At 60.8% G+C, this 24,970-nt stretch carries 27 protein-coding genes; 11 read left to right on the plus strand and 16 right to left on the minus strand.

Going from position 1 to position 24,970, the window contains the following annotated elements; all coding sequences use genetic code 11:
• The first annotated feature begins 151 nt into the window (after positions 1–151).
• The 3 genes from BLU25_RS15395 to BLU25_RS15405 all read left to right on the plus strand — a co-directional run bounded on the left by BLU25_RS15395 (position 152) and on the right by BLU25_RS15405 (position 2,684).
• Positions 152–1,159, plus strand: coding sequence for a methionine ABC transporter ATP-binding protein (locus BLU25_RS15395; protein ID WP_016782742.1), 1,008 nt, complete (start codon positions 152–154; stop codon positions 1,157–1,159).
• Positions 1,159–1,833 (plus strand): methionine ABC transporter permease, encoded by a 675-nt coding sequence (locus BLU25_RS15400; protein WP_016782741.1) that lies wholly within the window; start codon positions 1,159–1,161, stop codon positions 1,831–1,833. Before BLU25_RS15395 ends, BLU25_RS15400 begins: the two co-directional genes overlap by 1 nt.
• Before the next feature lie 80 nt (positions 1,834–1,913).
• Entirely contained in the window at positions 1,914–2,684 is a 771-nt protein-coding gene (locus BLU25_RS15405; RefSeq protein ID WP_016782740.1) for a MetQ/NlpA family ABC transporter substrate-binding protein, read from the plus strand.
• A 138-nt stretch (positions 2,685–2,822) separates the two neighbouring features.
• On the opposite strand, the gene BLU25_RS15410 is transcribed toward BLU25_RS15405, so the two are convergent.
• The 9 genes from BLU25_RS15410 to coxB all read right to left on the minus strand — a co-directional run bounded on the left by BLU25_RS15410 (position 2,823) and on the right by coxB (position 11,175).
• Positions 2,823–3,458 (minus strand): SCO family protein, encoded by a 636-nt coding sequence (locus tag BLU25_RS15410; RefSeq protein ID WP_016782739.1) that lies wholly within the window; start codon positions 3,456–3,458, stop codon positions 2,823–2,825.
• Positions 3,455–4,354 (minus strand): heme o synthase, encoded by a 900-nt coding sequence (cyoE, locus tag BLU25_RS15415; RefSeq protein ID WP_029611636.1) that lies wholly within the window; start codon positions 4,352–4,354, stop codon positions 3,455–3,457. The genes BLU25_RS15410 and cyoE overlap by 4 nt, the downstream gene beginning before the upstream one ends.
• The gene (locus BLU25_RS15420; RefSeq protein WP_083369710.1) at positions 4,342–5,391 is read right to left on the minus strand and encodes a COX15/CtaA family protein; all 1,050 of its coding nucleotides are present in this window, start codon (positions 5,389–5,391) and stop codon (positions 4,342–4,344) included. Before BLU25_RS15420 ends, cyoE begins: the two co-directional genes overlap by 13 nt.
• An 11-nt stretch (positions 5,392–5,402) precedes the next feature.
• Positions 5,403–5,996: a hypothetical protein gene (locus tag BLU25_RS15425; protein WP_029611635.1), complete on the minus strand. Its 594-nt coding sequence runs from the start codon at positions 5,994–5,996 to the stop codon at positions 5,403–5,405.
• A complete protein-coding gene (locus BLU25_RS15430) occupies positions 5,971–6,708 on the minus strand; it encodes an SURF1 family protein (RefSeq protein ID WP_083369711.1) in 738 nt (245 codons plus the stop codon). Before BLU25_RS15430 ends, BLU25_RS15425 begins: the two co-directional genes overlap by 26 nt.
• A complete protein-coding gene (locus BLU25_RS15435; protein ID WP_016782734.1) occupies positions 6,705–7,592 on the minus strand; it encodes a cytochrome c oxidase subunit 3 in 888 nt (295 codons plus the stop codon). Before BLU25_RS15435 ends, BLU25_RS15430 begins: the two co-directional genes overlap by 4 nt.
• An 11-nt stretch (positions 7,593–7,603) precedes the next feature.
• Positions 7,604–8,176 carry a cytochrome c oxidase assembly protein gene (locus BLU25_RS15440; RefSeq protein ID WP_016782733.1) on the minus strand — a complete coding sequence of 191 codons (573 nt, stop codon included), beginning with the start codon at positions 8,174–8,176 and terminating at the stop codon, positions 7,604–7,606.
• Positions 8,177–8,378: 202 nt separating this feature from the next.
• Positions 8,379–9,968 (minus strand): cytochrome c oxidase subunit I, encoded by a 1,590-nt coding sequence (gene ctaD / locus BLU25_RS15445; RefSeq protein WP_016782732.1) that lies wholly within the window; start codon positions 9,966–9,968, stop codon positions 8,379–8,381.
• 82 nt (positions 9,969–10,050) lie between these two features.
• Positions 10,051–11,175: a cytochrome c oxidase subunit II gene (gene coxB / locus BLU25_RS15450; RefSeq protein ID WP_037001590.1), complete on the minus strand. Its 1,125-nt coding sequence runs from the start codon at positions 11,173–11,175 to the stop codon at positions 10,051–10,053.
• 344 nt (positions 11,176–11,519) lie between these two features.
• Here coxB and BLU25_RS15455 point away from each other — a divergent pair, with 344 nt between their 5' ends.
• The gene (locus BLU25_RS15455; protein WP_016782730.1) at positions 11,520–12,155 is read left to right on the plus strand and encodes a hypothetical protein; all 636 of its coding nucleotides are present in this window, start codon (positions 11,520–11,522) and stop codon (positions 12,153–12,155) included.
• A 115-nt stretch (positions 12,156–12,270) separates the two neighbouring features.
• Here BLU25_RS15455 and BLU25_RS15460 read toward each other — a convergent pair whose 3' ends face one another.
• From BLU25_RS15460 to BLU25_RS15470, 3 genes are read right to left on the minus strand one after another with little or no spacing between them, the layout of a single operon-like run.
• Positions 12,271–12,984: a carbonic anhydrase gene (locus BLU25_RS15460; RefSeq protein ID WP_016782729.1), complete on the minus strand. Its 714-nt coding sequence runs from the start codon at positions 12,982–12,984 to the stop codon at positions 12,271–12,273.
• A 43-nt stretch (positions 12,985–13,027) separates the two neighbouring features.
• The gene (locus BLU25_RS15465; RefSeq protein ID WP_016782728.1) at positions 13,028–13,522 is read right to left on the minus strand and encodes a 2-thiouracil desulfurase family protein; all 495 of its coding nucleotides are present in this window, start codon (positions 13,520–13,522) and stop codon (positions 13,028–13,030) included.
• Positions 13,519–14,154, minus strand: coding sequence for a 2OG-Fe(II) oxygenase (locus BLU25_RS15470; protein ID WP_016782727.1), 636 nt, complete (start codon positions 14,152–14,154; stop codon positions 13,519–13,521). The genes BLU25_RS15465 and BLU25_RS15470 overlap by 4 nt, the downstream gene beginning before the upstream one ends.
• A 152-nt stretch (positions 14,155–14,306) precedes the next feature.
• Between BLU25_RS15470 and BLU25_RS15475 the strand changes: the two genes are divergently transcribed.
• Entirely contained in the window at positions 14,307–15,059 is a 753-nt protein-coding gene (locus BLU25_RS15475; protein WP_016782726.1) for a hypothetical protein, read from the plus strand.
• Between the two features lie 78 nt (positions 15,060–15,137).
• Here BLU25_RS15475 and bipL read toward each other — a convergent pair whose 3' ends face one another.
• Positions 15,138–16,079 carry a phospholipase BipL gene (gene bipL / locus BLU25_RS15480; protein ID WP_016782725.1) on the minus strand — a complete coding sequence of 314 codons (942 nt, stop codon included), beginning with the start codon at positions 16,077–16,079 and terminating at the stop codon, positions 15,138–15,140.
• A 108-nt stretch (positions 16,080–16,187) separates the two neighbouring features.
• Between bipL and BLU25_RS15485 the strand changes: the two genes are divergently transcribed.
• Both BLU25_RS15485 and BLU25_RS15490 read left to right on the plus strand, forming a co-directional pair.
• The gene (locus BLU25_RS15485; RefSeq protein WP_016782724.1) at positions 16,188–16,775 is read left to right on the plus strand and encodes a DUF6436 domain-containing protein; all 588 of its coding nucleotides are present in this window, start codon (positions 16,188–16,190) and stop codon (positions 16,773–16,775) included.
• Positions 16,776–16,812: 37 nt separating this feature from the next.
• Entirely contained in the window at positions 16,813–19,194 is a 2,382-nt protein-coding gene (locus BLU25_RS15490) for a penicillin acylase family protein (RefSeq protein WP_083369712.1), read from the plus strand.
• A gap of 133 nt (positions 19,195–19,327) precedes the next feature.
• Here BLU25_RS15490 and ubiA read toward each other — a convergent pair whose 3' ends face one another.
• Both ubiA and BLU25_RS15500 read right to left on the minus strand, forming a co-directional pair.
• A complete protein-coding gene (ubiA, locus tag BLU25_RS15495) occupies positions 19,328–20,218 on the minus strand; it encodes a 4-hydroxybenzoate octaprenyltransferase (RefSeq protein ID WP_016782723.1) in 891 nt (296 codons plus the stop codon).
• Positions 20,218–20,781: a chorismate--pyruvate lyase family protein gene (locus BLU25_RS15500; RefSeq protein WP_083369713.1), complete on the minus strand. Its 564-nt coding sequence runs from the start codon at positions 20,779–20,781 to the stop codon at positions 20,218–20,220. Before BLU25_RS15500 ends, ubiA begins: the two co-directional genes overlap by 1 nt.
• A 203-nt stretch (positions 20,782–20,984) precedes the next feature.
• Between BLU25_RS15500 and BLU25_RS15505 the strand changes: the two genes are divergently transcribed.
• From BLU25_RS15505 to BLU25_RS15520, 4 genes are all read left to right on the plus strand, one after another.
• Complete coding sequence (locus BLU25_RS15505; RefSeq protein ID WP_003437744.1) at positions 20,985–21,152, plus strand: rubredoxin; 168 nt, start codon at positions 20,985–20,987, stop codon at positions 21,150–21,152.
• Positions 21,153–21,191: 39 nt separating this feature from the next.
• Entirely contained in the window at positions 21,192–22,340 is a 1,149-nt protein-coding gene (locus BLU25_RS15510; RefSeq protein ID WP_016782720.1) for an NAD(P)/FAD-dependent oxidoreductase, read from the plus strand.
• A gap of 189 nt (positions 22,341–22,529) precedes the next feature.
• Positions 22,530–22,805 (plus strand): HU family DNA-binding protein, encoded by a 276-nt coding sequence (locus BLU25_RS15515; RefSeq protein ID WP_016782719.1) that lies wholly within the window; start codon positions 22,530–22,532, stop codon positions 22,803–22,805.
• A gap of 190 nt (positions 22,806–22,995) precedes the next feature.
• Complete coding sequence (locus BLU25_RS15520) at positions 22,996–23,376, plus strand: hypothetical protein (protein ID WP_016782718.1); 381 nt, start codon at positions 22,996–22,998, stop codon at positions 23,374–23,376.
• Between the two features lie 132 nt (positions 23,377–23,508).
• On the opposite strand, the gene BLU25_RS15525 is transcribed toward BLU25_RS15520, so the two are convergent.
• Complete coding sequence (locus BLU25_RS15525; RefSeq protein ID WP_029611634.1) at positions 23,509–24,903, minus strand: aminoacyl-tRNA deacylase and HDOD domain-containing protein; 1,395 nt, start codon at positions 24,901–24,903, stop codon at positions 23,509–23,511.
• Between the last annotated feature and the right edge of the window lie 67 nt (positions 24,904–24,970).

Below are 24,970 nucleotides of genomic sequence, written 5' to 3' on the forward strand. Positions count from 1 at the left end.
CCGTCGTTCCTTTTTTCTGACCTTTAGTCGTCTTATTGCCAAATCAAAGGTTTGCGCGCAAATAAATGCTAAGTGCATCTATACGGACAGGCTAAAATGCGCGCCCGGCTTACCGCTGTACTTCTATTTACGCGCCCACAAGGTTCGCTACGTGATTGAGTTTCATAATGTTCATAAAACTTACCGGGTTGCCGGTAAGGACATTCCCGCGCTGCACTCCACCAGTTTGCGTGTTGAGAGCGGCCAGGTGTTCGGCCTGATTGGTCACTCCGGTGCGGGTAAAAGTACATTGCTGCGCCTGATCAACCGCCTCGAAACCCCGAGCGGCGGCAAGATCATCGTCGATAACGAAGACGTGACCGCAATGGACGCCAACGGCCTGCGCCGTTTCCGTCAGCAGGTCGGCATGATTTTCCAGCACTTCAACCTGCTGGCCTCCAAGACCGTGGCCGATAACGTCGCGATGCCTCTGACACTGGCAGGTGAATTGTCCCGCAGTGCCATTGATAAGCGCGTTGCTGAGTTGCTCGAGCGCGTGGGCCTGTCAGATCACGCCAAAAAGTACCCGGCGCAACTGTCGGGCGGCCAGAAACAGCGCGTGGGCATTGCCCGCGCCCTGGCCACCAAGCCAAAAGTGCTGCTGTGCGATGAAGCCACCAGCGCCCTCGACCCGCAAACCACGGCCTCGGTGCTGCAACTGCTGGCCGAGATCAACCGCGAGCTGAAGCTGACCATCGTGCTGATCACCCACGAGATGGATGTGATCCGTCGTGTGTGTGACGAAGTGGCCGTGATGGACGCAGGTGTGATCGTCGAGCAAGGCCCGGTAGCCGATGTGTTCCTGCACCCCAAGCACCCGACCACCAAGCGTTTTGTGCAGGAAGACGAGCAGATTGACGAGAGCGAGCAGCGCGACGATTTCGCTCATGTGCCTGGCCGCATCGTGCGCCTGACCTTCCAGGGTGAAGCTACCTACGCACCGTTGCTGGGTACCATTGCTCGCGAAACGGGTGTGGACTACAGCATCCTGGCCGGTCGCATCGACCGCATCAAAGACACCCCTTATGGGCAACTGACCCTCGCCATCACCGGTGGCGATATGGAAGCGGCGTTTGCCAGCTTCGTTGCCGCTGACGTTCATATGGAGGTGCTGCGCTAATGGAAACCCTATTGAGCTTCTTCTCCAATATCGACTGGTACGAAATCTGGTTGGCCACCGGCGACACGATGGTCATGCTCGGCGGTTCGCTGCTGTTCACCGTATTGCTCGGCCTGCCGCTGGGCATCCTGCTGTTCCTGTGCAGCCCGCGCCAGCTGCTGGAACAGAAAACCCTGTATGCCGCGCTATCCTTTATCGTGAACATCCTGCGTTCACTGCCGTTCATCATCCTGCTGGTGGTGATGATCCCGTTGACCGTCGTGATCACCGGCACATCCCTGGGTGTGGCCGGGGCGATTCCACCGCTGGTAGTGGGCGCCACGCCATTCTTTGCGCGCCTGATAGAGACGGCCTTTCGTGAAGTCGATCGCGGCATTATCGAAGCCACGCAGGCCATGGGCGCCACGACACGTCAGATCATTACCAATGCGTTGCTGCCTGAAGCACGCCCCGGCATCTTTGCCGCGATTACGGTGACAGCCATTACGCTGGTGGGCTACACCGCGATGGCAGGTGTTGTCGGTGCCGGCGGCCTGGGCGACCTGGCTATCCGCTTCGGCTACCAGCGTTTTCAACCTGACGTGATGATCGTCACAGTGGTGCTGTTGCTGATTCTGGTGCAAATTCTGCAGACCGTTGGCGACAGGCTGGTGGTGCACTTTTCGCGCAAGTAAACGCAAGCCGATTCTATAAACGTAACCGCCAGCTCCGGCTGGCAGATACCTGAGATCAGGTATTCACAAGGAGTTGCTGCATGAAGAAGTTATTTGCTGCTGTGGCCGCTGTTGCGGCGTTTTCGGCCCACGCGGGCGATCTGTCGGTTGCGGCCACCCCGGTGCCCCACGCGGAGATCCTGGAGTTCGTGAAGCCTGCACTGGCCAAGGAGGGCGTCAACCTCAAGGTCAAGGTGTTCACCGACTACATCCAGCCAAACGTACAAGTGGCCGAAAAGCGCCTGGACGCCAACTTCTTCCAGCACCAGCCGTACCTGGATGAGTTCAACAAGGCCAAGGGCACCCATCTGGTCAGCGTTGCCGCTGTTCACCTGGAGCCGCTGGGCGCTTACTCGAGCAAGTACAAAAAGCTGGATGAAATCAAAGACGGTTCTACCGTGGTGATCCCGAATGACGCCACCAACGGCGGCCGTGCGCTGTTGTTGCTGGATAAGGCCGGGCTGATTACGCTCAAGGACAAGAGCAACATCCTGTCGACCCCCAAAGACATTACCGCCAACCCCAAGAATCTGAAGTTCCGCGAGCTGGAAGCGGCCACCATTCCACGGGTGCTGACCCAGGTTGATCTGGCGCTGATCAACACCAACTACGCGCTGGAAGCCAAGCTGAACCCGGAAAAAGACGCACTGGTCATCGAAGGCAGCGATTCGCCTTACGTGAACATTCTGGTTGCACGCCCGGATGACAAAGACTCGGCTGACATGCAAAAGCTGGTTGCAGCGCTGCATACCCCGGAAGTGAAAGCGTTTATTCTTGAGAAGTACAAAGGCGCCATCGTTCCGGCGTTCTGACACCCTCTGTCGGAGCAATCCCGCCCCTCTGTGGGAGCGGGCTTGCTCGCGATGGCATCCTTGCGGTTTTTCTGAAAGACCGTGTCGCCTGTATCGCAGGCAAGCCAGCTCCTGCAGATTAATCTGCCCCTCTCCCTCTTACTTGCGCTCAACCAACCCCGGCAACTGGGCAACCATCTTCTGGTTGTTGAACGGTGCGCGGATAAAACCCCGCTGAGTACCGTCCGGGCCGATCAGCGCAAGATTGCCGCTGTGATCCACGGTGTAGTTCGCCTTGCTGGTATCGGCCGGAATAAAAGGGATGCTCACCGCGTTGGCCAGTGTCTGCAGCTCATCGATGGAGCCCGGCGTCAGGCCCACAAACTGCGGATCGAAATAGCCCAGGTACTGCTTGAGCTGCTGCGGCGTGTCGCGATGGGGATCAACGCTGACCAGCACGATCTGCAGCTTGTCCTGTACCTCCTTGGGCAGCTCGCTTTTGATCTGGCGCAGCTGGGCGAGGGTGGTCGGGCAAATGTCCGGGCAGAAGGTGTAGCCAAAAAACAGCATGCTCCACTTGCCTTTCAATTCATTCATCACCACCGGCTGACCGTCCTGGTTGGTCATCGTCACGTCCGGCAGCTGGCGGCTTTGCGGCAGCAAGATGATCCCGGCATCGATCAGCGACGTGTTGTCACCCTGGCTCTTGCCCGACATCATTTTGTTAAACGTCAGGCCCATGACCAACGCCACCAGCGCAACGAGGATAAAGACGGTTTTTTGAGTTTTAGTCATAGGTTCAACATCAGATAGTGGTCGACAAGCAGCGCGATAAACAGCAGGAACAGGTAGTAGATAGAGTACTTGAACGTGTTGATCGCCGCGTGCGGCTGGGTGCCACGGTACAGCACCCACGCCCAATGCAGAAAGCGTGCGCCCAACCCTAGCGCACAGCCCAGATAGAGCAAGCCGCTCATGTGGATCACAAACGGCAGCAAGCTCACTGCCAGCAGGACGAAGGTGTAAAGCAGGATATGCACCTTGGTGTAGTGCTCGCCGTGGGTGACCGGCAACATCGGGATATCGGCCTTGGCGTATTCCTCCTTGCGATAAATGGCCAGCGCCCAGAAATGCGGCGGGGTCCAGGCGAAGATAATCAGCACCAGCAGCAGTGGCTCGGCGGTGACCTGCCCGGTGACGGCCACCCAGCCCAGCAGTGGTGGTGCTGCCCCGGCCAGCCCGCCAATGACGATATTCTGCGGCGTGGCCCGCTTCAAAAACCCGGTGTAGATCACCGCATAGCCGAGCAGCGAGGCCAGCGTCAGCCAGGCCGTCAGCGGGTTGGTAAATACCAGCAACAATGCCATGCCCGCCAGCGCCAGCAGCAGGGCGAAGGTCAGCGCAGCCAGCGGCGACACCCGCCCCCGGGCCAGCGGACGCTTGTGGGTGCGGGCCATGACGGCGTCAATGCGCCGGTCCACCACATGATTGACCACCGCCGCGGCCCCGGCACACAGGCCAATACCCAGATTGCCGAAGATCAGCACGGGCCAGGGCACGCCGGCGCGGGTCGCGAGAAACATGCCTATCAGCGAAGTGATCAACATCAGCACCAGCACTTTGGGCTTGGTCAGCTCCAGATAATCGCGCCACAACGCCCGCTGTACGTGCTCGCCCATTACGGTCGCCACGGCTGCTCTCCTTTAAGGCTGAAGCTCCAGCGGGCAAAGCGCGGGGCCTTGACCCGCACCAGGGCCGTACGCGTGTGGTAATTGACCAGTACCAGGGTCAGCAGCAATGCCGCGCCCCCGGCGTTGTGGGCCACCGCCACGGCCAGTGGTAACCCCAACAGCACATTGCTCAGGCCCAGGCTGATCTGCGCTGCCAGCGCCACCAGCAGCAACCCCGCCAGCCGGGTCATGCCGACCTTGCGCAACTGCCACGCCAGGCCCAGCAACACCCCGGTCAGCAGCACGGCGCCCAAACGATGGGTGAGGTGAATCGCCGTGCGGGCCTCGCTGTCCAGTTGCCCGCCCAGGTAGTTGGGGCCGATGTGCTGGGTCAGATGAAAGCCATTGGCGAAATCGGCCTCAGGCCACCATTGGCCATGACAGGTCGGCACATCAACACAGGCCACGGCGGCATAGTTGGAACTGACCCAGCCCCCCAGCGCGATCTGCAGGATCGCCAGCACCAGCCCGGCGGTGGCCCAGCGCTGCAGGCGCCGCGGCACTGCCAGCGCGGGCAATACGCCAGATAAGCGCAACGTCAGCAAAAACAGCAGGCTCAAGGTCGCGAAGCCGCCCAGTAAATGCCCCGTAACCACCTGCGGCCAAAGCTTGAGGGTCACCGTCCACATGCCAAAGGCGGCCTGGGCGATCACCACCAGCAAGATAAACAGTGGCAGCTTGAGCGGCTGATCGGGCAAGTGCCGCTGCCGCCAGGCCCGGGCCGCCAGCAACACGATCAACAGGCCCAGGGTGCCGGCGAAATAACGGTGGGTCATCTCGCTCCAGCCTTTGTCGGCTTCCACCGGGGTATCGGGAAAATGCAGCTCGGCATGGGCCAGTTGCGCCTCGGTCTTGGGCACGCTGATAAACCCGTAGCAGCCGGGCCAGTCCGGGCAGCCGAGGCCGGCGTGGGTCAGGCGGGTATAGGCACCGAGCAGCACCACCACCAGCGCCAGCAGGGTGGCAAGCAGGGCAAGACGAAATCCGGCTTTGGCCATGACATAGCCCTCTATCCGATATTGGACAGCTTCAGCAGCAGGCGCAGGTCGTTGAGCACGTCCTTGCCGACCACTCCGGGGCCGTAGCGCAGCACCAGATTGCCGTGGGGGTCGATGATCCACAGTTGCGCCGCACCGTTGCCCTCGGCGCCCTGTGTATAAGTCGGCAGGTCCAGGGTGTAGCGCTGCAATTGCGGGTATTCGAGCTGCAGTGTCGCGGCGTAGGCGGCATCCACCGGTTGTGCCGACGCCAGGGCGTGGCTGGCGCGGGAGGCATCGCGGCCCAGGCCAATCTGCAGTTGCCGGGCCAGGTACACCAGTTGCTGGCAGTCCGCCGCGCAAGCTTGTGGCGCGGTCACCAGCAGTTGCCAGCGTTGTTCATCAGCCGTCACCCCAAGGGCGGCGCGACTTTGCCCGTTGCCGAGCAACTCGCCGTGGTAGCTGCGGCTTTCGGGCAGCCAGAACTTGAGTTTGTACATGCCCGTGGCCAGCACCATCGGGCCGACGGTGAGCAGCAAAATAAGGACCAGCTGCAACCGCCCGCGCCGTCGTGTAACCGGCGACGGCGCGGGCGCGGAGTCAGGCGGATTGATGGCCGTTCCCATGGCGTTTCTCCTGTGCAGTGTGCCAACCGAGGTACAGATAGAGGCCGAGCAACGCGAACGCCAGGGCAAACCATTGCACGGCATAGGCAGTGTGTTTTTCCGGGCCCATGCCCGTGGCAATCAGCGGCCAGTCGGCCTGATACGCTGCCGGGCCGGGGGCGATGCGCACCTCGTCGGCAAAGCCTTCACGGCCCAGTTCGGCCCACAGTTTGGCGGGCATGACGGCCGTCACCAGCCGTGGCCAGGGGGCGTCCAGCGGGTCGGCGTGTAGCTGGAAGGGCGTGCCCGGCGACTCATAGACCCAGGCCTGAATATCCAGGATTTGCCCGGGGGTGCTGAACTGCGGCGGGGTGCGGCGGCTTGGCCACGGCAACCAGCCGCGATTGAGCAACAGCCACTGGCCGCTGGCCTGATCCTGAAACGGTTGCAGCAGCTCGACACCGACCTGGCCGTCACGCACGCGGTTGTCCAGCAGCAGGCTGTGTTGCCCGTCGAAATGGCCGCGCAACTGCACGCGGCGAAAGGCCGGGTCGGCAAGCCCGTGCAATTGCCCGACCGCTACCGGTGCGGCCATCTGGCGTTCGGCGTAGTTGTCGAGCAATACGCGTTTTTGCTCTGCGCGGCCCAACTGCCAGAAGCCCAGAAACAACAGCAGTGGCAGCAATGCCAACACCGTAAGGGTGGGCGCGATACCGGGGCGAAAGTGAGTCATAGCACATAAACAAACAAGAACAGGCCGAGCCACACCACATCCACAAAGTGCCAGTACCAGGTTGCGGCCTGAAAGCCGAACTGATGCTCGGCATTGAAATGCCCGCGCACGATGCGAATCAGCATGATCAGCAAGATCAGTGCGCCGATGGTGACGTGGGCGCCGTGAAAGCCGGTGAGCATAAAGAATGTCGCGCCATAGATCCCCGAGCCCAGGGTCAGGCCCAGCTCCTTGTAGGCGTGGACATATTCCTCAGCCTGGAACCCCAAAAAGCCTGCGCCCAGCAACACCGTCAGTCCCAGCCAGAACTTCAGCGCGCCACGATGGCCCTTGTTCAGTGCGTGGTGGGCGATGGTCAGGGTGACGCTGGAACTGACCAGCAATACGGTGTTGAGCAGTGGCAAGCCCCAGGGGCTGATGGTGCCCTTGGGTGGCGGGTACAGGGCAGGGTCGGGGGTGTGCAGCAGTGGCCAGGCGAACTGAAAGTCGGGCCACAGCATATGTGCCACCGCCTTGCTGCCTTCACCGCCCAGCCATGGGCCGGCAAAGTGGCGCACATAAAACAGCGCGCCAAAAAAGGCGAGAAAGAACATCACCTCGGAAAAAATAAACCAGGTCATGCCCCAGCGGAACGAACGGTCCAGTTGTGAGCTGTAGAGCCCGGCGCGGCTCTCTTTGATCACGGCGCCAAACCAGCCGAACATCATGTAGGCCACAATCAGACCGCCGACGAAAAAGATCAGCGGCCCGTGGGACTCAGGCCGCGCCGCCTTAAGATCGTTAAACCATGTGCCCAAGCCATACACCGTGACCAGCAAGCCGATAGTGGCAATGATCGGCCACTTGCTCTGTGCCGGGACGTAGTACTGATCGTGAGTTGCCATGAGGCGTTCTCCTATCGGGAAGGCTGGTCAGCGTCCTTGCCGGCGACAGCGGCGACGGGCGGATGGCGAGCGGTGATATCGAACAGCGTGTAAGCCAGCGTCAGGTGTTTCACATCCTTGGGCATGGCCCGATCGACAATAAAGCGCATCGGCATTTCGATCCGTTCACCCGGTTGCAGCACCTGTTGGGTAAAGCAAAAACACTCGGTTTTGTGAAAATACTGAGCCGCTTCGGCGGGAGAAATGCTCGGCACTGCCTGGGCCGACATCGGATGGTCAGTGGGGTTGTAGGCAACAAAGACCATCTCGTTGACTGCCCCGGGGTTGACCACCAACTGATCCCTCTTGGGGTAGAAGTCCCACACCATGTCGATGGCGTTGGTGGACAAAAACTGCACCCGCACCTGACGGCTCGGGTCTACCACCTGCTCGCCTTCGTACTGCCCGGCGGTCTTGCCGTTGATGCCGAAGGCCTTGCACATCACGTCGTAGATCGGCACCAGGGCAAAGCCAAAGGCAAACATCACCACCACCAGCAGCGACAGGCGCAGGACCAGGCGTTTGATGGGGGTTGAGTTGTTCACCCTTGATCTCCCTGGAGCCAAAAGCCCCTCACCCTAACCCTCTCCCAAAGGGAGAGGGGACTGACCGCATGCGGTTTCGAGAGCACCCCCAATCTGCTCCCTCTCCCAAAGGGAGAGGGACTGACCGCATGCGGTTTCGCGAACACTCCCAATCTGCTCCCTCTCCCTCGGGAGAGGGCTGGGGTGAGGGGCCTTTGACCTTTCATTTGATTTCCGGCGGCGTGGTAAAGGTGTGGTACGGCGCGGGCGAAGGCACGCTCCATTCCAGACCTTCGGCGCCGTCCCACGGTTTGGCCGGTGCTGGCGGGCCGCCGCGAATGCATTTGATGACAATAAACAGGAACAAAAACTGCGTAGCCCCAAACATGAACCCGCCAATCGACGACACCATGTTGAAATCGGCAAATTGCAGGTTGTAGTCCGGAATCCGCCGCGGCATGCCCGCCAACCCCACAAAGTGCATCGGGAAGAACGTCAGGTTCATGCCCACAAATGACAGCCAGAAATGCAGCTTGCCCAGGGTTTCGTCATACATGTGGCCGGTCCATTTCGGCAGCCAATAGTAGGTCGAGGCGAAGATGCCAAAGATTGCCCCCGGCACCAGCACATAGTGGAAATGCGCCACCACAAAATAGGTGTCGTGGTACTGGAAATCCGCCGGGGCAATGGCCAGCATCAACCCGGAAAACCCGCCGATGGTGAACAAAATCACAAAGGCCACGGCAAACAGCATCGGCGTTTCAAAGGTCAGCGAGCCTTGCCACATGGTGCTGGCCCAGTTGAATACCTTGACCCCGGTGGGCACCGCGATCAGCAGCGTGGCGTACATAAAGAACAGCTCGCCCACCAGCGGAATGCCCACCACAAACATGTGGTGCGCCCACACGATAAACGACAGGAAGGCGATGCTGGCCGTGGCGTAGACCATCGAGGTGTAGCCGAACAGCGGCTTGCGCGAGAAGGTCGGGATGATCGCGCTGACGGCGCCGAAAGCCGGCAGGATCATGATGTACACCTCGGGATGGCCGAAAAACCAGAACACATGCTGGAACAGCACCGGGTCACCGCCACCCGCAGCGCTGAAAAAGCTGGTGCCGAAGTGAATGTCCATCAACATCATGGTCACCACGCCCGCCAGTACCGGCATCACCGCAATCAGCAGGAAGGCGGTGATCAGCCAGGTCCAGACAAACAGCGGCATTTTCATCAGGGTCATGCCGGGGGCGCGCAAATTGAGAATGGTGGCGATCACGTTGATGGCCCCCATGATTGAACTGATGCCCATCAAATGAATGGCAAAAATAAAGTAAGTCACGCTTTCGGGTGCATAGGTGGTGGACAGCGGGGCGTAGAACGTCCAGCCGAAGTTGGGCCCACCCCCGGCGGTGAACAGCGTTGAAACCAGCAGCAGGAACGCCGCGGGCAACAGCCAGAAGCTGAAGTTGTTCATGCGCGGCAGGGCCATGTCCGGCGCGCCGATCATCAGCGGGATCATCCAGTTGGCCAGGCCGACGAACGCCGGCATCACCGCGCCAAAGACCATGATCAGCCCGTGCATGGTGGTCATCTGGTTGAAGAAGGCCGGGGCCACGATCTGCAGGCCGGGCTGGAACAGCTCGGCGCGGATCACCATCGCAAACGAGCCTCCGAGCAAAAACATGCAGAAGCTGAACCACAGGTACAAGGTGCCGATGTCCTTGTGGTTGGTGGTCAATACCCAGCGCATCAGGCCTTTGGCCGGGCCGTGAGCCTGGCCGTCTGCATGGCCGTGGTCATCGATAACAGCACTCATGTCCTGACTCCTGCAAGCAGCTGGACCAAGAAGTCGGCGGCACAGTGCCCCCGACCGTTGCGTGGGCACACCCTCGAGCGGCTCATTTGCCTTGCGCCTGTTTGAGCGCCAGCACGTCTTTTGGCGTCACCATGTCGCCCTTGTTGTTACCCCAGGCGTTGCGCTCGTAAGTGACGACGGCAGCGATGTCGACTTCCGACAGTTGCTTGCCAAACGCGGCCATTGCCGTGCCAGGTTTGCCGAAGAACACGCGGTGCAGGTGATCGGCGGCAGGCCCGGTGGCAATCGGCGACCCCTTGAGTGCCGGGAACATGGGCGGCAGGCCCTGGCCCTGAGCCTGGTGACAGGCCACGCAAGCGGTGTGGTAGACCTTGTCACCCCGCGCCACCAGTTCGTCGAGGGTCCACTCCTTGCTGGTCAATTCCTTGAGTTGCGCGGCCTGGGCCTTGCGTTCGGCTAACCAGGTGTCGTAATCGGCCCTGGTTTTGACATCGACCACGATCGGCATGAAACCGTGGTCCTTGCCGCACAGCTCGGCACATTGGCCGCGATAGATGCCGGGCTTCTCGACGCGGGTCCAGGCTTCGTTGATAAAACCGGGGATGGCGTCACGCTTGACCGCGAAGGCCGGCACCCACCAGGAGTGGATCACGTCGGCCGACGTCACCAAAAATCGCACCTTGGCGCCAATGGGCAACACCAGCGGTTCATCGACTTCGAGCAGGTAATGCTCGCCCTTGGGGGCCTGGTTATGGATTTGATCAGCGGGGGTGGCCAGGTTGCTGAAGAACTCGACGTCCTGGCCCAGGTATTTGTAATGCCATTTCCACTGATAGCCGGTGACCTGGATATCCACATCCGAGTCACTGCTGTCATAGATATGGATCAGGGTGCGGGTCGCCGGTACAGCCATGGCGATCAGGATCACCAGGGGGATGATCGTCCACAGGATTTCGACTTTGGTGCTCTCGTGGAAGCTGGCGGCCTGCTGGCCGGTGGAGCGACGGTGAACGATCATCGACCAGAACATGGCCCCGAAGACGATGATGCCGATCACCACACAGATCCAGAAGATGGTCATGTGCAGGTTGAAGACCGCATGGCTGACTTCGGTTGCACCCGGCGCCATATTCACGGTCCAGGCCGCTTGTGCCTGGCCGAACACTGACCACAACAGCAGGCCCATCCATAGGTGTGGATGTCGCATCGCGGTGTTCCCCTTTGTTTTTCTTGTTATTGCGCCGGTCTGCATCAGTACACGGGCAGCGCTACAAGGGGGCGGTGTTCAAACCAGCTGTCTATTACCGCCGAGCCTCGTCTGCTCAAGCAGTCGGGCGTCATCGAATAACGGTTACAGAAACGAGTATAGACACCGGGCCCAACCCCGCAATACGAGGGGCCAAAACAATGAAATAAGGGACCATCGACAAATGGCACTCACTGCCTGGTCACAAAATGAATAACAATACTCCCCCTGAAAAAGCCCTTTCCTTGACTTGAGAAGGCTACTTTTAAAGTACCTCCCTGCCTGACACCCCCCCTGGAGTTCCCATGAACACCGCCGCCATCCGCGTGCAGATCTCGCGTGCCCAAGAACATGAGGCCAGCACGGGCCTGCTCGCCAAGCATCTGGCCGCTCAATTGCCACACCTGCACACCGCTATTCAACTGCCTGAAGTCGACCGTAATGTGGTGATGACGCGTTTTGTCAGCGCCTATATCGACCAGGTGCCCGACTTGCTTGATGCGGCCAATGAAGTTGCCCGCGAAGCCGGTATCGAGTCGCAGATCACACCCATCCTGAAAATCGCCGAGCAGTTTTTTGCCCAGCCACTGCCGCTGCTTGATGGCCACGAAGGGCTGGAGGGTTTGCTGGACGAGGCTTACCTGGCGCACCGCCTGGTCGAAGAGGTCAACGATCTTTATATCAAGCACTTCCAGCAGCCGCTGATTCCGCTGGACATGACCGTGGCCAACCTGATTGCCCACCAGTTGATCGGCGAAGACTTCGCCAACCAGCTGGACGCCGCCGTGCATCATGCCGTTGACCTGATGCTCAACGAAGAGAGCTTTGCCCTGGAGTCGGTCGAGGCCTACCGCGAGCGCCTGACCAGCCCCGAGACCGGCGCTGCCTGGAAGCGCTGGCCGTGCCTGTCCAAGCAATTGGGCGTTGGCCTGGCGTTGTAAGATTTTTGCAGGCTTTTTGTGGGAGCTGGCTTGCCTGCGAAGCAGTCGCTGCGGTTTAACTGACGGACCGCGTTGAAGCCATCGCGAGCAAGCCCGCTCCCACCGATCATGCCGCTTAAAACCGCGCTTTGGGCGTCGCGCTCGGGATCGGGCTGGTGCCGTCCAGCGGCAGGAAGGCGCCCTTGTCGGCATCGTAGGCCTTGATGGCGCTGGTTTCGATGTCGTACACCCAGCCATGAATAAACAGATGCCCGTTGGCCATGCGTGACGCCACCGACGGGTGCGTGCGCAAGTGCTGCAGTTGGGCAATCACGTTTTCTTCGGTCAGCACATGCATGCTTTCCGATTCATTTGCGCAGTTGCAGTTGTCCTGCACCATGGTCTTGGCCACTTCCACGTGGTGCAACCAGGCTTTTACCGTCGGCATTTTTTTCAGGCTGGCGGGGTTGAGCACGGCGCGCATCGCGCCACAATCGGAATGCCCGCAAATGATGATGTGCTGCACGCCAAGTGCCAGTACCGCGTACTCGATGGCCGTGGAAACACCCCCGTTCATCTGGCCGTAAGGCGGTACAACGTTGCCCACGTTACGGGTCACGAACAGATCGCCCGGTGCGCTCTGGGTGATCAGCTCCGGCACGATGCGCGAATCGGCGCAGGCGATAAACATCGCCCGCGGGTTTTGCGCCGTGGCGAGTTTTTTGAAAAAAGCTTCTTGTTCAGGGAAGATTTCGTGATGAAAGTGCAAAAAGCCATCAACGATATGGTGCAGTGCTGTGTCGGCACTTTCGGCCGCGGCCGAGGCCTGTGGTTTAGGCTTGTCAGTCATCGTTGTATCCCTGGGCAAAAGTGGTAGCGGATGTTACCTGAAGTCATTTCTCCGTCAAAATACCCAGTGCTTTGGCCGCTTCTTCCAGCTCCAGCTCACTGAATACCTGTACTCCGGCACGGGTCAACAAGGCCGCAGTTACGCCCTGCCCCTCGACTTTTACCCCACTAAAGCTGCCGTCATAGGTTAGCCGGTTGCCGCAGGACGGGCTGTTGGCCTTGAGAATAGCAAGGCGGATGCCATGACGCTCAACCAGCGCCAGAGCCTGACGCGCCCCGGACACAAACGCCTCGGTTACGTCTTCGCCTTCGGTGGTGATGACCGCAGCCTTGCCCGCGAGCACCTCGACGCCCTGGCCACCAGGGATTTCTGCTGCGGCGCGTGGCGTGGGCAAACCCCCCGCGACTTCCGGGCACAGGGCTATCACCCGGCCTTCAGCCTGCCATTGCGCCAGTTGTGCATAGGGGCCGCTGGCGCCGCCGTCGTAACGCACACGGTGGCCCAGCAGGCAACGGCTGACCAATACTTTGGGGCTCATACAAACACCTCGGTGGCGCGACGGCGAAACCAGCCGGTCAACGACAGGCGGTCACGGGTGGCAGGCATCACTTCGTGGGGGATTTCGCCGGAGAGAAAGACCACCAGGCAACCGCCTGTCGGCAACACGTCATAGTCGACATTGCCGTCCAGGTACATGCGCAAATGCCCGCCATGTTCTGGCAACCAGCCTTGATTGAGATAGACCACGGCCGAAACCATGCGCCGGTCATCATCACGGAAACGGTCCAGATGCTTGAGGTAAAACGCCCCGGGCGGGTACAGGGCAAAGTGGCTTTCAAAGTCCTCCAGGCCCAAAAAAAGCCTGCGATTCATGGCGATTCGCAGGCTTTCCATCAACCCCAGGTAACTGTCGCAGGCCAAAGCCTCACCCGGCTCCAACCATTGAATATGGTCCCCGCGAATACCTTCGCGGACCTCCTGCGTCACGCCGCGCCCTACCGCTGCCGGGGTCAGTTCGCCCTCGGCAGAACGTTTATGGCACTCAGCCGCCAGTTCGAGGGTCAGAGCCTCGGGCAGGAAGATAGTTTGCTGTGACCATCCCTGCGTATACAGGTCGTCGACGATGCGTAGCAACAGCGGGTGATCAGAGGGTATGTGCATGGCGCGCATAGTATCGAGCCGCCTCAAAATCTGACAGCTCCGTCTGGCTGCCAACGTCGAAAAAAAACACTTGGGCATTTTAAGCCTACAAGAGCGAGAGGAATTCTCGACAAGTCCTACGCCACACCCGGACAATAGCGCCCTGCAGACAGGAGCCCCCCATGCACCGCTTGTTTTTACTGTTAATGATGTTTTGTACGTTACCCGCATGGGCAGATAACCTCGATGATCTGTTTACGGTCGCCGGCTGGCCACAACAACGTGCGCACTTCAATGACGCACTGAGCGCTGCCCAGGAACGCTACCGCAACAATTTGCCGCCTGCGGTCTATCAAGCGCTGGTCAATAACAGCAACCAGCGCTTTGAAGCTGCGGCGATGGACAAGCGTGCCAGGGACCAGATGCGCAGCAATTTGCCTGACCCAAAGCCGGCCTTGATGTTTTTTCGCTCGCCCCTGGGCGGCAAGATTGTCTCTGCCGAGTTGCTGGCCACCCGCCGCGACCAATTGGCCCAGCACGCCCAGGGCCTGCCGCGCATGGAGGCTGACGCCACCCGCCAGTTGCTGATCAATCATTTGTCCCGTGCACTGCCTGCGCGGGAAGCCGGGGCCGAGGTCAGCCTGGCAATTGCCGGTGTTGCCGCTGACAGCTTGAGTTCGATGATCCCCGGGCTACTGGGCGGCGGGCAAGCGCAAAGCATGTTGAACAGCCAGCGCCAACGCCTCATGGATCAGATCGGCGGTGAGCTGGATAACACCTTGCTCTATGTGTATCGCGACCTGTCTGACCCGGAACTGGAAGAGTTCGTCACCTTCGCCCAGTCGCCTGACGGCAAGACCTATTATCAGGCTGCTCTGGCTGCAGTTCGCGCCGGATTGGCGGTGGGGCAAAGCACTGCAAGCCTGAACCCATAAAACTACGGTGCCCTTGGGGGAGCGGCCTTGCTCGCGATGGCATCGCAGGCAAGCCAGCTCCTGCAGCAAGAGTCAGTCTCAGAGATACTGGTCCAGAAAGCCGAAATACTGCTCGCGTATTGCGGCCGTTTCATTCGCCAGATGGTGCCGCGCTTCAGGCAACAACAGCACCCGGGGCTGATTGAACCGGGTTTTGAGCACTTCAAGGTTATGTTGCCAATCCACGGTTTTATCAGCCTGGCCCTGAACCACCAAAGGCTGACGCGCACTCGGCGACGCGTTCTCTATTCGCGGGATCCAGCGCGCCAGCGCGCCCACCCAGGCCGTGGGCAAACGCAGCGGTTGCAGCGGGTCGGCTTGCAGGAACGGCAAGAAAGCCGGGTCGTTGGAGTTCTCGCTAAAACGCCGGGCAATGCCTTTTACGAACGGGCGCAGCAGGTAGTAGCTGAGTTTTGACCAGCCCCAGTCTTTGGGCCGCACCAGCGGCGAGAGCAGAATGGCCTTGCCCTGGGCCGGGCTTTGCTCGCCGTAGCGCAGCAGGTGATCGAGCACAATGGCCCCACCCGTACTCTGCCCGCACAAGTGCCAGGGCTGCGGTAATTGCAATGATTGAGCTTCGATAAACAGACCTTGCAGCACCGCCTGGTATTGGGCGAAATCATCGATGCTGGCCCGTTCGCCACTGGACAGGCCGTGCCCTGGCAGGTCGCAGGCAATCACCACAAACCCGCGGTTCAACCCCCACTCGATCACATGCCGATACAGCCCCATGTGATCGTAAAAACCGTGAATCACAAACAGCGTGGCCACTGGCGGGGCATCAGGCCACCACACCTGGCTGACGATTTCATAACCGCCCGCATTGAAGCGCCCCAACTGGCGTTTGACTGCCGGTGAGCGCTGTGCGAAATCCAGCCCGTAAAAACGCTGGTACGCCAGCGCCTCACTCGATAGCGGCTGCCCGGCGGCCAACGGCTGCAGGCTGGCACGCAAGGAATCGGGAGAAAACGGGGCAGGCATAGGGGCTTCCAGACAGGGCGCGGGCGCGCAAAACAGGCTTTATAGACCATCGATATTCATCTGTCAGGTCAGGCATGGCAAGCTACGCGGCCTTCAAGGAGCTTTTGCATGCCGCTGCCCACGCCCAAAACCCTGCTGGCCTGCCTGCTGGCGCTGATCTGCGCGGCGGGGCTGTGGGCCGCTTACGACTGGTTCCAGGGCCGCTACATTCGCGCCTTCAGCGAGCAGACCGCGGTATTTGCCGGGGACATCCTCAGCCTGCCCGCCGAGCTGTCCGGCCCCGGGGCAATCCGCGTGGTGCACTTCTGGGACCCGGCTTGCCCGTGCAACGTCGGCAACCAGCAGCACCTCAGCGAGCTGCTGGCTCATTACGCGCCCCAAGGCGTCGAGTTCTATTCGCTGCAAAAGCCCGGCAGCCGCGGTCAGCTCCCCGCCACCCTGGGCGCCATCAAACCCCTGCACAGCCTGCCCGGCGCCGAGCGCCTGAGCGCCAGCCCGGCGGTCGCCATCTGGGACCGCAGCGGCCAGTTGGCCTACTTCGGCCCTTACAGCGAAGGTGCCACCTGCAATGCCAGCAACAGCTTTATCGAGCCGATCCTGCAAGCCCTGAGCGAGGGGCGCCCGGTCAAGGCCACGCACACGATGGCGGTGGGCTGTTACTGCGCGTGGCAGGACGAGCGCTCTGCCCGGCCATAACGCTGTGGCGCCCACGACCCGAACAAGGAATTGCTCCATGAAACGCAGCCTGACCGTTATCGCCGTTGTCGTTGCCGCCCTCGCGGGTGGCGGGTTCTGGTATGTGCAAAGCAAACTGCCCACGCGTCAGGGCCAGGTTGCGCTGGCGACGCTGCAAGGGCCGGTGACGGTGCGTTATGACGAGCGTGGGGTGCCGCATATCCGCGCAGGCAACCAGGCCGACATGTACCGCGCTCTGGGCTATGTCCAGGCGCAAGACCGGCTGTTTCAGATGGAAATCATGCGCCGTCTCGCGCGGGGCGAGCTGGCAGAAGTGCTGGGGCCAAAGCTGGTCGATACCGACAAGTTGTTTCGCAGCCTGCGGATCCGTGAGCGGGCCGCCAGCTACCTGGCTGAGCTGGACCCGCAGTCGCCGGCATTCCTGGCCTTGCAGGCGTACCTGGACGGCATCAACCAGTACCAGGCCCACCACGCCAGGCCCGTGGAGTTCGACCTGCTGGGCATCAAGCCACGGCCCTTTACGGCCGAAGACACCATCAGCGTCGCCGGGTACATGGCCTACAGTTTTGCCGCCGCCTTTCGCACAGAGCCATTGCTAACCTATGTGCGCGACCAACTGGGCAGCGATTACCTGAAGATTTTTGACCTCGACTGGCAACCCCAGGGTGTATTGGCCCCGGCGCTGGCGGCCAGTGACTGGAAAACCCTGGGGGCGTTGGCGCAACTGAGCGATCAGGCCCTGAGCCAGGCAGGCTTGCCGCAGTTTGAAGGCAGCAACGCCTGGGTGGTGTCGGGCAAACGCACGCCAAGCGGCAAGCCGCTGCTGGCGGGTGACCCGCACATTCGCTTTGCCGTGCCATCCGTGTGGTACGAGGCCCAGCTCTCGGCCCCGGACTTTGACCTGTATGGCTACCATCAGGCGCTGGTGCCGTTTGCGTTTCTAGGCAACAACCGCGATTTTGGCTGGAGCCTGACCATGTTCCAGAACGACGACCTGGACCTGATCGCGGAAAAGACCAACCCCGCCAACCCCAACCAGGTGTGGTACCACGGCCAGTGGGTCGACATGACCCGCAGCGACCAACAGATTGCCGTCAAGGGCGAGGCGCCGGTGACCCTCACCTTGCGCCAGTCGCCCCACGGGCCGATTATCAATGACGTGCTGGGCGCCACGGCGGGCAACACCCCGATTGCCATGTGGTGGGGCTTTCTGGAGACGAAAAATCCGATCCTCGAAGGCTTCTACCAACTCAACCGCGCCGACACCCTGAGCAAGGCGCGTACGGCAGCGACGTTTATTCAGGCGCCGGGGCTGAATCTGGTGTGGGCAAACGCCAAGGGGGATATCGGATGGTGGGCAGCAGCGCAGTTGCCCAAACGCCCGGCGGGGGTCAACCCGGCATTCATCCTCGATGGCAGCACCTCACAGGCCGATAAAAACGGTTTTTACCCGTTCAGCGCCAACCCCCAGGAAGAAAACCCGGCGCGGGGCTTTATCGTGTCGGCCAACTTTCAGCCGCTGTCGCCTGCCGGCATCGAGATTCCCGGTTATTACAACCTGGCCGATCGCGGCCAGCAGCTTGATCGCCAGCTCAGCGATGCCAGCGTGAAGTGGAACCTGAAAAACAGCCAGGCCCTGCAGTTGGGGACTGCCACGGGCTACGCGCAGCGTGTGCTCAAGCCCCTGTTGCCGGTGCTGCGCGAAGTGGTCACGGACCCGGGCGAACGCAAACTGGTGGAGCAACTGGCACAGTGGAAGGGCGATTACCCGCTGGACTCAACTGCGGCGACCTTGTTCAACCAGTTTTTGTACAGCCTCACAGAGGCCACCATGCGCGACAAACTGGGCGACAGTTTTTTTGATGCCATGCTGACTACGCGTGTGATCGATGCTGCCTTGCCGCGCATGGCGGCCAGCCCGGATTCACCGTGGTGGGACAACCGCAGCACCGCGCGCACAGAAACCCGCGCCGATACGGTCAAGGTGGCGTGGCAGGCCAGCATCGCCCATTTGAAGGCCACCCTGGGTGACGACCCCGGGCAATGGCGCTGGGGCGTGGCCCACACCCTGACCCATGAACACCCGCTGGGGCGGCAAAAGCCCCTGGACTGGCTGCTCAACGTCGGCCCCTTCGCCGCCCCCGGCGGCCACGAAGTGCCCAACAACCTCAGCGCCAAACTGGGCAATGCCCCGTGGCCAGTGAGTTACGGCCCGTCTACCCGGCGCCTGATCGACTTTGCCGAGCCGTCCCACGGGCTGACCATCAACCCGGTCGGGCAAAGTGGCGTGCCGTTCGACAAACACTACCGCGACCAGGCTGAGTCCTACATCGAGGGTGATTACGACAAACCGCATATGGACGAAAACGAAATCCAGCTCAATACCCGCAGCACCTTGCGGCTGGTGCCAGCGGGGTAAGGCCGATGTGGGAGCGGGCTTGCTCGCGACTGGATCGTCGCGGTCTTGCAGCGCCACCGCGCTGTCCGCATCGCGAGCAAGCCCGCTCCCACAGGGGTTGGGTCAGCGTTGAAAAAACTCGCGGGGCAGGGGCTCAAGCCACCGCATAATTGAGCACGATGCCCACAAAAATCGCCAACCCTGCCCAGTGGTTGTGCAGGAAGGCCTTGAAGCAGCGCTGCGGGTCGCGGTCGCGGGTATACCAGAATTCCCACACAAAACAGCCCGCCGCTGCCAGCAGGCCAAGGTGGAACCAGCCACCCAGTTCAAAGTGCGAACCCGCCAGCAGCAGGCAGCCCAAGGCCAGCCCCTGCAAGCTCAGGATAATCACACGGTCGGCATCGCCAAACAGGATGGCGGTGGATTTGACGCCGATCTTGAGGTCATCTTCGCGGTCGGTCATGGCGTAGTAGGTGTCATACCCCACGGTCCACAGCAGGTTGGCGATGTACAGCAACCACGCCGCAGCCGGCAGGCTGCCGGTCTCGGCGGTGAAGGCCATCGGTATGCCCCACGAGAACGCCGCGCCCAGTACCACCTGCGGGTAGTAGGTGTAACGCTTCATGAACGGGTAGGTGGCCGCCAGCGCCAGCGCGCCGAATGACAGCCACACGGTCTGGGCATTGGTACACAGCACCAGCAGGAAACTGATCCCCATCAGCAGCGCAAAGAACACCAGCGCTTCTTTACTGCTGATTTTTCCGCTGGCCATCGGCCGTTGTTCGGTCCGCTTGACGTGACCATCCACCTTGCGGTCGGCAAAGTCGTTGATCACACAACCCCCGGCGCGGGTCAGGATCACCCCGAGCACGAAGATCAGCAGGTTGCCCAGCGAGGGCACGCCCTTGGCCGCCACCCACAGCGCCCACAGGGTCGGCCACAGCAGCAGATAGATGCCGATGGGCTTGTCCATGCGGGTCAGCTGGATAAAGTCCCAGGCGCGAGGGTTGAGGCGATTCAGGGATTTGAGCAGGCGCGTGTACATCAGTTGTTCTCCGACCGGGCACCCAGGGCGGCCCACAGTTTGGGTAAAAACACTTCGGCCACCAGCACGCTCAGTTTTGCGCGCACAAAGCGCGAGCGGCGGGCCCACAGGTGATCGGCCTGATCGGCCGGCGGCAGCCATTCACGCGGGTAGTGGCAGACCTGCAACGCGCCGCGTGCAAAGGCGTGGTCGCTGAACAGCAATTCGCCCAGCGAGCGGGTGCCCAGTTCGTCCATGTTCAGCCCGCCATCTTCCAGCGAGCTTTTGCCCGCGACGCTGCGGGCAAATACCCAGGGCTCGCCGCGCCCGCGCAAATATACTTCACGCACCCAGCCTTGTTCGCCTTGTGGCAGGGCCAGAGCTGCGCATTCGTCCGGGCGCAACACCTGCCAGCCCTCAAATAGCGGAAGTACGCTGAAGGAGTTATCTGAAACTATAGTGAGACGCCGAGTTAGCGAACCTTCGTCAAACAGCCAGTCCAGGGTCTGTGCGTCCGGCAACGCAGGCAACTGGCCTTGCTCAAGCCAGACGGGGGAGATAAGCGGAGACGTTAAGTGCGGCACGGTGGGTCATAATTGGCAGCCATTGAGGCCAGCGAGCTTATCACGCTGCTCCTCGAATGAGCGGCCAAGGGACTTTTGCCAGCATTGGTGCTTGCATCTGCCTGTGGTCATCAGTACAAAACGCCCTGAATTTGACGAGCAGCCCGGCCCGCATCGAGAAGTTCGCGGCCTCGTCCATGCCTGAACCTGTAGGAATTACCCCGATGAAAAAGTGGCAATGCATTGTATGTGGACTGATTTATAACGAAGCCGACGGCTGGCCGGATGATGGCATCGCCCCCGGCACCCTGTGGCAAGACGTTCCGGAAGACTGGCTGTGCCCGGATTGCGGCGTCGGCAAAATGGATTTCGAGATGATTGAAATCAACTGATCGACCCTTTTAAAACCTGATTGACCCTTGGAGATTGGAATGAACGCACCTGTCGTGATCGTTGGCACCGGGCTGGCTGGCTATAACCTGGCCCGGGAGTTTCGCAAGCTGGACAGCGAAACCCCGCTGCTGCTGATCACGGCCGATGACGGGCGTTCTTACTCCAAGCCGATGCTGTCCACCGGCTTTGGCAAGAACAAAGAGGCCGACGGCCTGAGCATGGCCACGCCCGAGGCAATGGCCACGCAGCTCAAGGCCCAGGTGCGCACCCACACCCGTATCAGCGGTATCGACCCGGGCCACAAGCAATTGTGGATCGGCGAAGAGGCCGTGCCCTATCGCGACCTGATCCTGGCGTGGGGCGCGCAAACGGTGCGGGTGCCGGTGGAGGGTGATGCTCAGGACGCCATCTACCCGATCAACGATCTGGAAGATTACGCACGCTTTCGCGCTGCAGCGGCCGGCAAGCGCCGCGTGTTAATCCTTGGGGCCGGGCTGATCGGCTGCGAATTCGCCAATGACCTGATCGCAGGCGGCTACGAGGTCGACCTGGTCGCGCCCTGCGAGCAGGTGATGCCCACCCTGTTGCACCCTGCTGCTGCCGCGGCGGTGCAGGCCGGTCTGGAAGGCCTGGGCGCGCGCTTTCACCTGGGCCCGGTGCTGACCCGCCTGCAACGCACTGACTCCAGGCTGGAGGCGCATTTGTCCGATGGTAGTGTCGTGCCGTGCGATGTGGTGGTGTCGGCCATCGGCCTGCGCCCGCGCATCGATATGGCCGCGGCGGCGGGGATCAAGGTCAATCGCGGGGTTGAAGTAGATCGTCAGCTTAAAACCTCTCACGCCAATATCTATGCATTGGGCGATTGTGCCGAAGTTGACGGCCTTAACCTGCTGTATGTGATGCCGCTGATGAGTTGCGCCCGTGCACTGGCGCAAACCCTGGCAGGCAATCCGACCGCCGTCAGCTACGGGGCCATGCCCATTACGGTGAAAACCCCAGTGTGCCCGCTGGTGGTGTCACCTGTGCCGCGTGGCTGCGAAGGGGTGTGGACCGTGGAAGGCCAGGGTGGCGATATCAAGGCGCTGTGCCGCGACGCAGAGGGCAAGTTGCTCGGTTATGCCCTGACGGGGGAAGCCGTTCGCGAAAAATTGGCGCTAAACAAAGAGCTACCTGCACTTTTGGCGTAAACACAGCCTACTCTGTCGTATATGGCATTGCCTTGACTCAACAAAGCCTGTGCAGAGGCTGGCGCCGACCTTGGGCGCGTGCCATTCTCACACCGGTCTGCCGCAGTTTAGAGCCTGCGGCGCCTTGGGCGCTGTTCCGTAGAGAGCAGCACGGACATAACAACAAAAAACCGTCAAAGAGGCTTCATCATGCGTAAACCCGATCTCGCCGCAGCTATCGCTGAAAAGGCCGACCTAACCAAAGAGCAAGCCAACCGCGTTCTTAATGCAGTGCTGGAAGAAATCACCCAGGCCCTGCATCGCAAGGACAGCGTCACGCTGGTCGGCTTTGGCACCTTTATCCAGCGCCATCGCGGTGCCCGTACGGGGCAAAACCCGCAAACCGGTCAGCCGGTCACCATCAAGGCCAGCAACACGGTCGCGTTCAAGCCGGGCAAGTTCCTCAAGGACAGCGTGAACCCTTAAGGCGCTGGCGGCATGAAGAATGGGCAAGCTGGCCCTGCCAGCAGCCCATTCTTGATAAAACACGGGTCGATTGTGCGGCCATAAGTGGCAAAATCCAGCCCATCTGCGCCTATCTATTCAGAAACATGGCGTTCTTCGCTCAAATCGTTACACTGCGCCGGCCATTTTTTAATTCCCCGAGGCCGCGTAAATGAAATTTCGTTTTCTGCTCTGGATGCTGGGCTTTTTGATGGGCAAAGCCAGCCGCAACAATCCTGCTTTCCAGCAACAATTGGTGGACAAGGATCTGGTGTTCCAGCTGCAAACCCTCGACGGCAAAGTGGCCCGTCATTTCAAGGTCAAAGACCAGCGCATCACCAGCCACGGCGGCCTGTACCCGGAGCCGGCGTTTGCCATCGCCTTTAAAGATGCCGCCTACGGCTTCGCCACGCTGCAGGCAAAAAACAAGCAACTGGCGTTTATGACCGGGATTCAGGACAAGTCGATTCAGATCAAGGGCAATCCGGCGCTGGTGATCTGGTTCCAGGGCCTGACCAAGTACCTCAAGCCGCGTAAAAAGGCCAAGGTTTAGATCAAGAGCCCCTCACCCTGGCCCTCTCCCAGAGGGAGAGGGAACTGACCGCGCGCGATTTCAAGAACACCGACAATCAGCTCCCTCTCCCTCCGGGAGAGGGTTGGGGTGAAGGATTGTGCTTTTAGCTCTTCAAGCCTGACCGAACTGCGCCGCCATTTCGCGCAGCAGCACTTCAGCTTCCAATACTTTGCCCACCACCGCCTCAGCCTTTTCTCGTGGCACGCCAAGACGCTCGAACAACGCATCCGGCAACGGCGCACAAGCCCCGTGACCGATTCCGCGGCTGCGCAACAAGCCCAGGGCTACGCACACAAGATTCGGATACTGCGCATCCACCCCCACATAAGCTGGGTCGTGTTGATAGCGTACGGCAATCGCCAACTCATCCGGCATCCCCCAAAAGCGCATCAGCCAGGCGCCCATCTGTTCACGGCTGATACCCAACAGATGCTGCTCGATCAGGCTGTGGCTGACATGAGGGTTGACCTCAAGATGACGGCAGATCAGCGAGAAATGCGGCGGAAATACATGGGCCAGCAGCAGGTAACCAAAGTTGTGCAACAGCCCGCCCAGGTAAGTCATGCCGACTTCGGGGCGCTGCTCCCGGGGCATGGCCCGGGTCAGCCCTTCAATCACCGCCGCGGTGTAGATCGACTGCTGCCAGTAAGGAGTACTCGATTGTGGGTGGTCCTTGGGCAGGCTCAAGGTTTTGCCCAACGACAGGCTGAGTGCCAGGTTGATCACCAGATCAACCCCCAGCACGCGCACAATGGCGTCTTCGACCGAGCGAATCTTGCTCTGCGAGGCGTAAAACGATGACGATGCCCAGCTCATGACCTGCGCCGCCAGCGCCGGGTCAGTTTCCACTACGCTGGTGATTTCATCGATGGTCACATCAGGGTCGGAGCGCAGCCGCATGATTCTGCGCACACTCTCGGTCAGCGGTGGCAGCTCGATGGTGGCCTCCAGCCGTTGCTGGATACGCCGCGCCGTGAAGGCCTGCACCGCCCGGGTAATGGCCTCGCCATCGTCCCCGCCGAGATCAGGCGTGATGGCGCCCAGGGGCTCGCCAAAACGGCCGGCGCTGGCATTTTTGAGCAGAGGCCTGAAGTCTTGCTGGGTAATCTCCAGCCACAGGTCCGGCTCGCCCGTGCTGATCAGTAGCGAGGGTTGTTGCAGCAAGTGTTCTTCGTACAGGCAGGGTGAGTTGACCAGCGCCGGCAAGCCCGGCAGCTGGCTCAGGCCATGCTTGTCCAGCAAGACCTGCAGGCGCTCCGGCGCAACGGCGGTCATGCGCCGCCCGGTCAAGTCGGCCAGGCGGTTAAGATCAAGTAAATGGTTCTGGGTGAACAGCACCAGCAGGGGGCCGATCGAATCGTCGAGCAGTACGGCATGCACCTTGCGCGCAGGGTCGAGCCCCGGGTGATCCGGGACTTTGCGATAGGCAACAGCCAGGTCACCGAGCAAGCGCCCGATAACAGATGGCGTGCTTGCAGCAGCAAGGGCACTGGCAACTTCAGTCATGGTCTGCATCCGTTCTGTACAACTCGATTTTGATTAGCTCTTGATCGGCCGCCGGGCCATTTACTGA

Source organism: Pseudomonas fragi, from assembly GCF_900105835.1.
Classification (GTDB): domain Bacteria; phylum Pseudomonadota; class Gammaproteobacteria; order Pseudomonadales; family Pseudomonadaceae; genus Aquipseudomonas; species Aquipseudomonas fragi.

Excerpts from the sequence above, each read along its gene's own strand:
- BLU25_RS15400 (WP_016782741.1), top strand. The coding sequence starts at position 1,159 with ATGGAAACCCTATTGAGCTTCTTCTCCAATATCGACTGGTACGAAATC.
- BLU25_RS15405 (WP_016782740.1), top strand. The coding sequence starts at position 1,914 with ATGAAGAAGTTATTTGCTGCTGTGGCCGCTGTTGCGGCGTTTTCGGCC.
- BLU25_RS15410 (WP_016782739.1), bottom strand. The coding sequence starts at position 3,458 with ATGACTAAAACTCAAAAAACCGTCTTTATCCTCGTTGCGCTGGTGGCG.
- BLU25_RS15420 (WP_083369710.1), bottom strand. The coding sequence starts at position 5,391 with ATGGCCAAAGCCGGATTTCGTCTTGCCCTGCTTGCCACCCTGCTGGCG.
- BLU25_RS15425 (WP_029611635.1), bottom strand. The coding sequence starts at position 5,996 with ATGGGAACGGCCATCAATCCGCCTGACTCCGCGCCCGCGCCGTCGCCG.
- BLU25_RS15430 (WP_083369711.1), bottom strand. The coding sequence starts at position 6,708 with ATGACTCACTTTCGCCCCGGTATCGCGCCCACCCTTACGGTGTTGGCA.
- BLU25_RS15435 (WP_016782734.1), bottom strand. The coding sequence starts at position 7,592 with ATGGCAACTCACGATCAGTACTACGTCCCGGCACAGAGCAAGTGGCCG.
- ctaD (WP_016782732.1), bottom strand. The coding sequence starts at position 9,968 with ATGAGTGCTGTTATCGATGACCACGGCCATGCAGACGGCCAGGCTCAC.
- coxB (WP_037001590.1), bottom strand. The coding sequence starts at position 11,175 with ATGCGACATCCACACCTATGGATGGGCCTGCTGTTGTGGTCAGTGTTC.
- BLU25_RS15455 (WP_016782730.1), top strand. The coding sequence starts at position 11,520 with ATGAACACCGCCGCCATCCGCGTGCAGATCTCGCGTGCCCAAGAACAT.
- BLU25_RS15460 (WP_016782729.1), bottom strand. The coding sequence starts at position 12,984 with ATGACTGACAAGCCTAAACCACAGGCCTCGGCCGCGGCCGAAAGTGCC.
- BLU25_RS15465 (WP_016782728.1), bottom strand. The coding sequence starts at position 13,522 with ATGAGCCCCAAAGTATTGGTCAGCCGTTGCCTGCTGGGCCACCGTGTG.
- BLU25_RS15470 (WP_016782727.1), bottom strand. The coding sequence starts at position 14,154 with ATGCGCGCCATGCACATACCCTCTGATCACCCGCTGTTGCTACGCATC.
- BLU25_RS15475 (WP_016782726.1), top strand. The coding sequence starts at position 14,307 with ATGCACCGCTTGTTTTTACTGTTAATGATGTTTTGTACGTTACCCGCA.
- bipL (WP_016782725.1), bottom strand. The coding sequence starts at position 16,079 with ATGCCTGCCCCGTTTTCTCCCGATTCCTTGCGTGCCAGCCTGCAGCCG.
- BLU25_RS15485 (WP_016782724.1), top strand. The coding sequence starts at position 16,188 with ATGCCGCTGCCCACGCCCAAAACCCTGCTGGCCTGCCTGCTGGCGCTG.
- BLU25_RS15490 (WP_083369712.1), top strand. The coding sequence starts at position 16,813 with ATGAAACGCAGCCTGACCGTTATCGCCGTTGTCGTTGCCGCCCTCGCG.
- ubiA (WP_016782723.1), bottom strand. The coding sequence starts at position 20,218 with ATGTACACGCGCCTGCTCAAATCCCTGAATCGCCTCAACCCTCGCGCC.
- BLU25_RS15505 (WP_003437744.1), top strand. The coding sequence starts at position 20,985 with ATGAAAAAGTGGCAATGCATTGTATGTGGACTGATTTATAACGAAGCC.
- BLU25_RS15510 (WP_016782720.1), top strand. The coding sequence starts at position 21,192 with ATGAACGCACCTGTCGTGATCGTTGGCACCGGGCTGGCTGGCTATAAC.
- BLU25_RS15515 (WP_016782719.1), top strand. The coding sequence starts at position 22,530 with ATGCGTAAACCCGATCTCGCCGCAGCTATCGCTGAAAAGGCCGACCTA.
- BLU25_RS15520 (WP_016782718.1), top strand. The coding sequence starts at position 22,996 with ATGAAATTTCGTTTTCTGCTCTGGATGCTGGGCTTTTTGATGGGCAAA.
- BLU25_RS15525 (WP_029611634.1), bottom strand. The coding sequence starts at position 24,903 with ATGACTGAAGTTGCCAGTGCCCTTGCTGCTGCAAGCACGCCATCTGTT.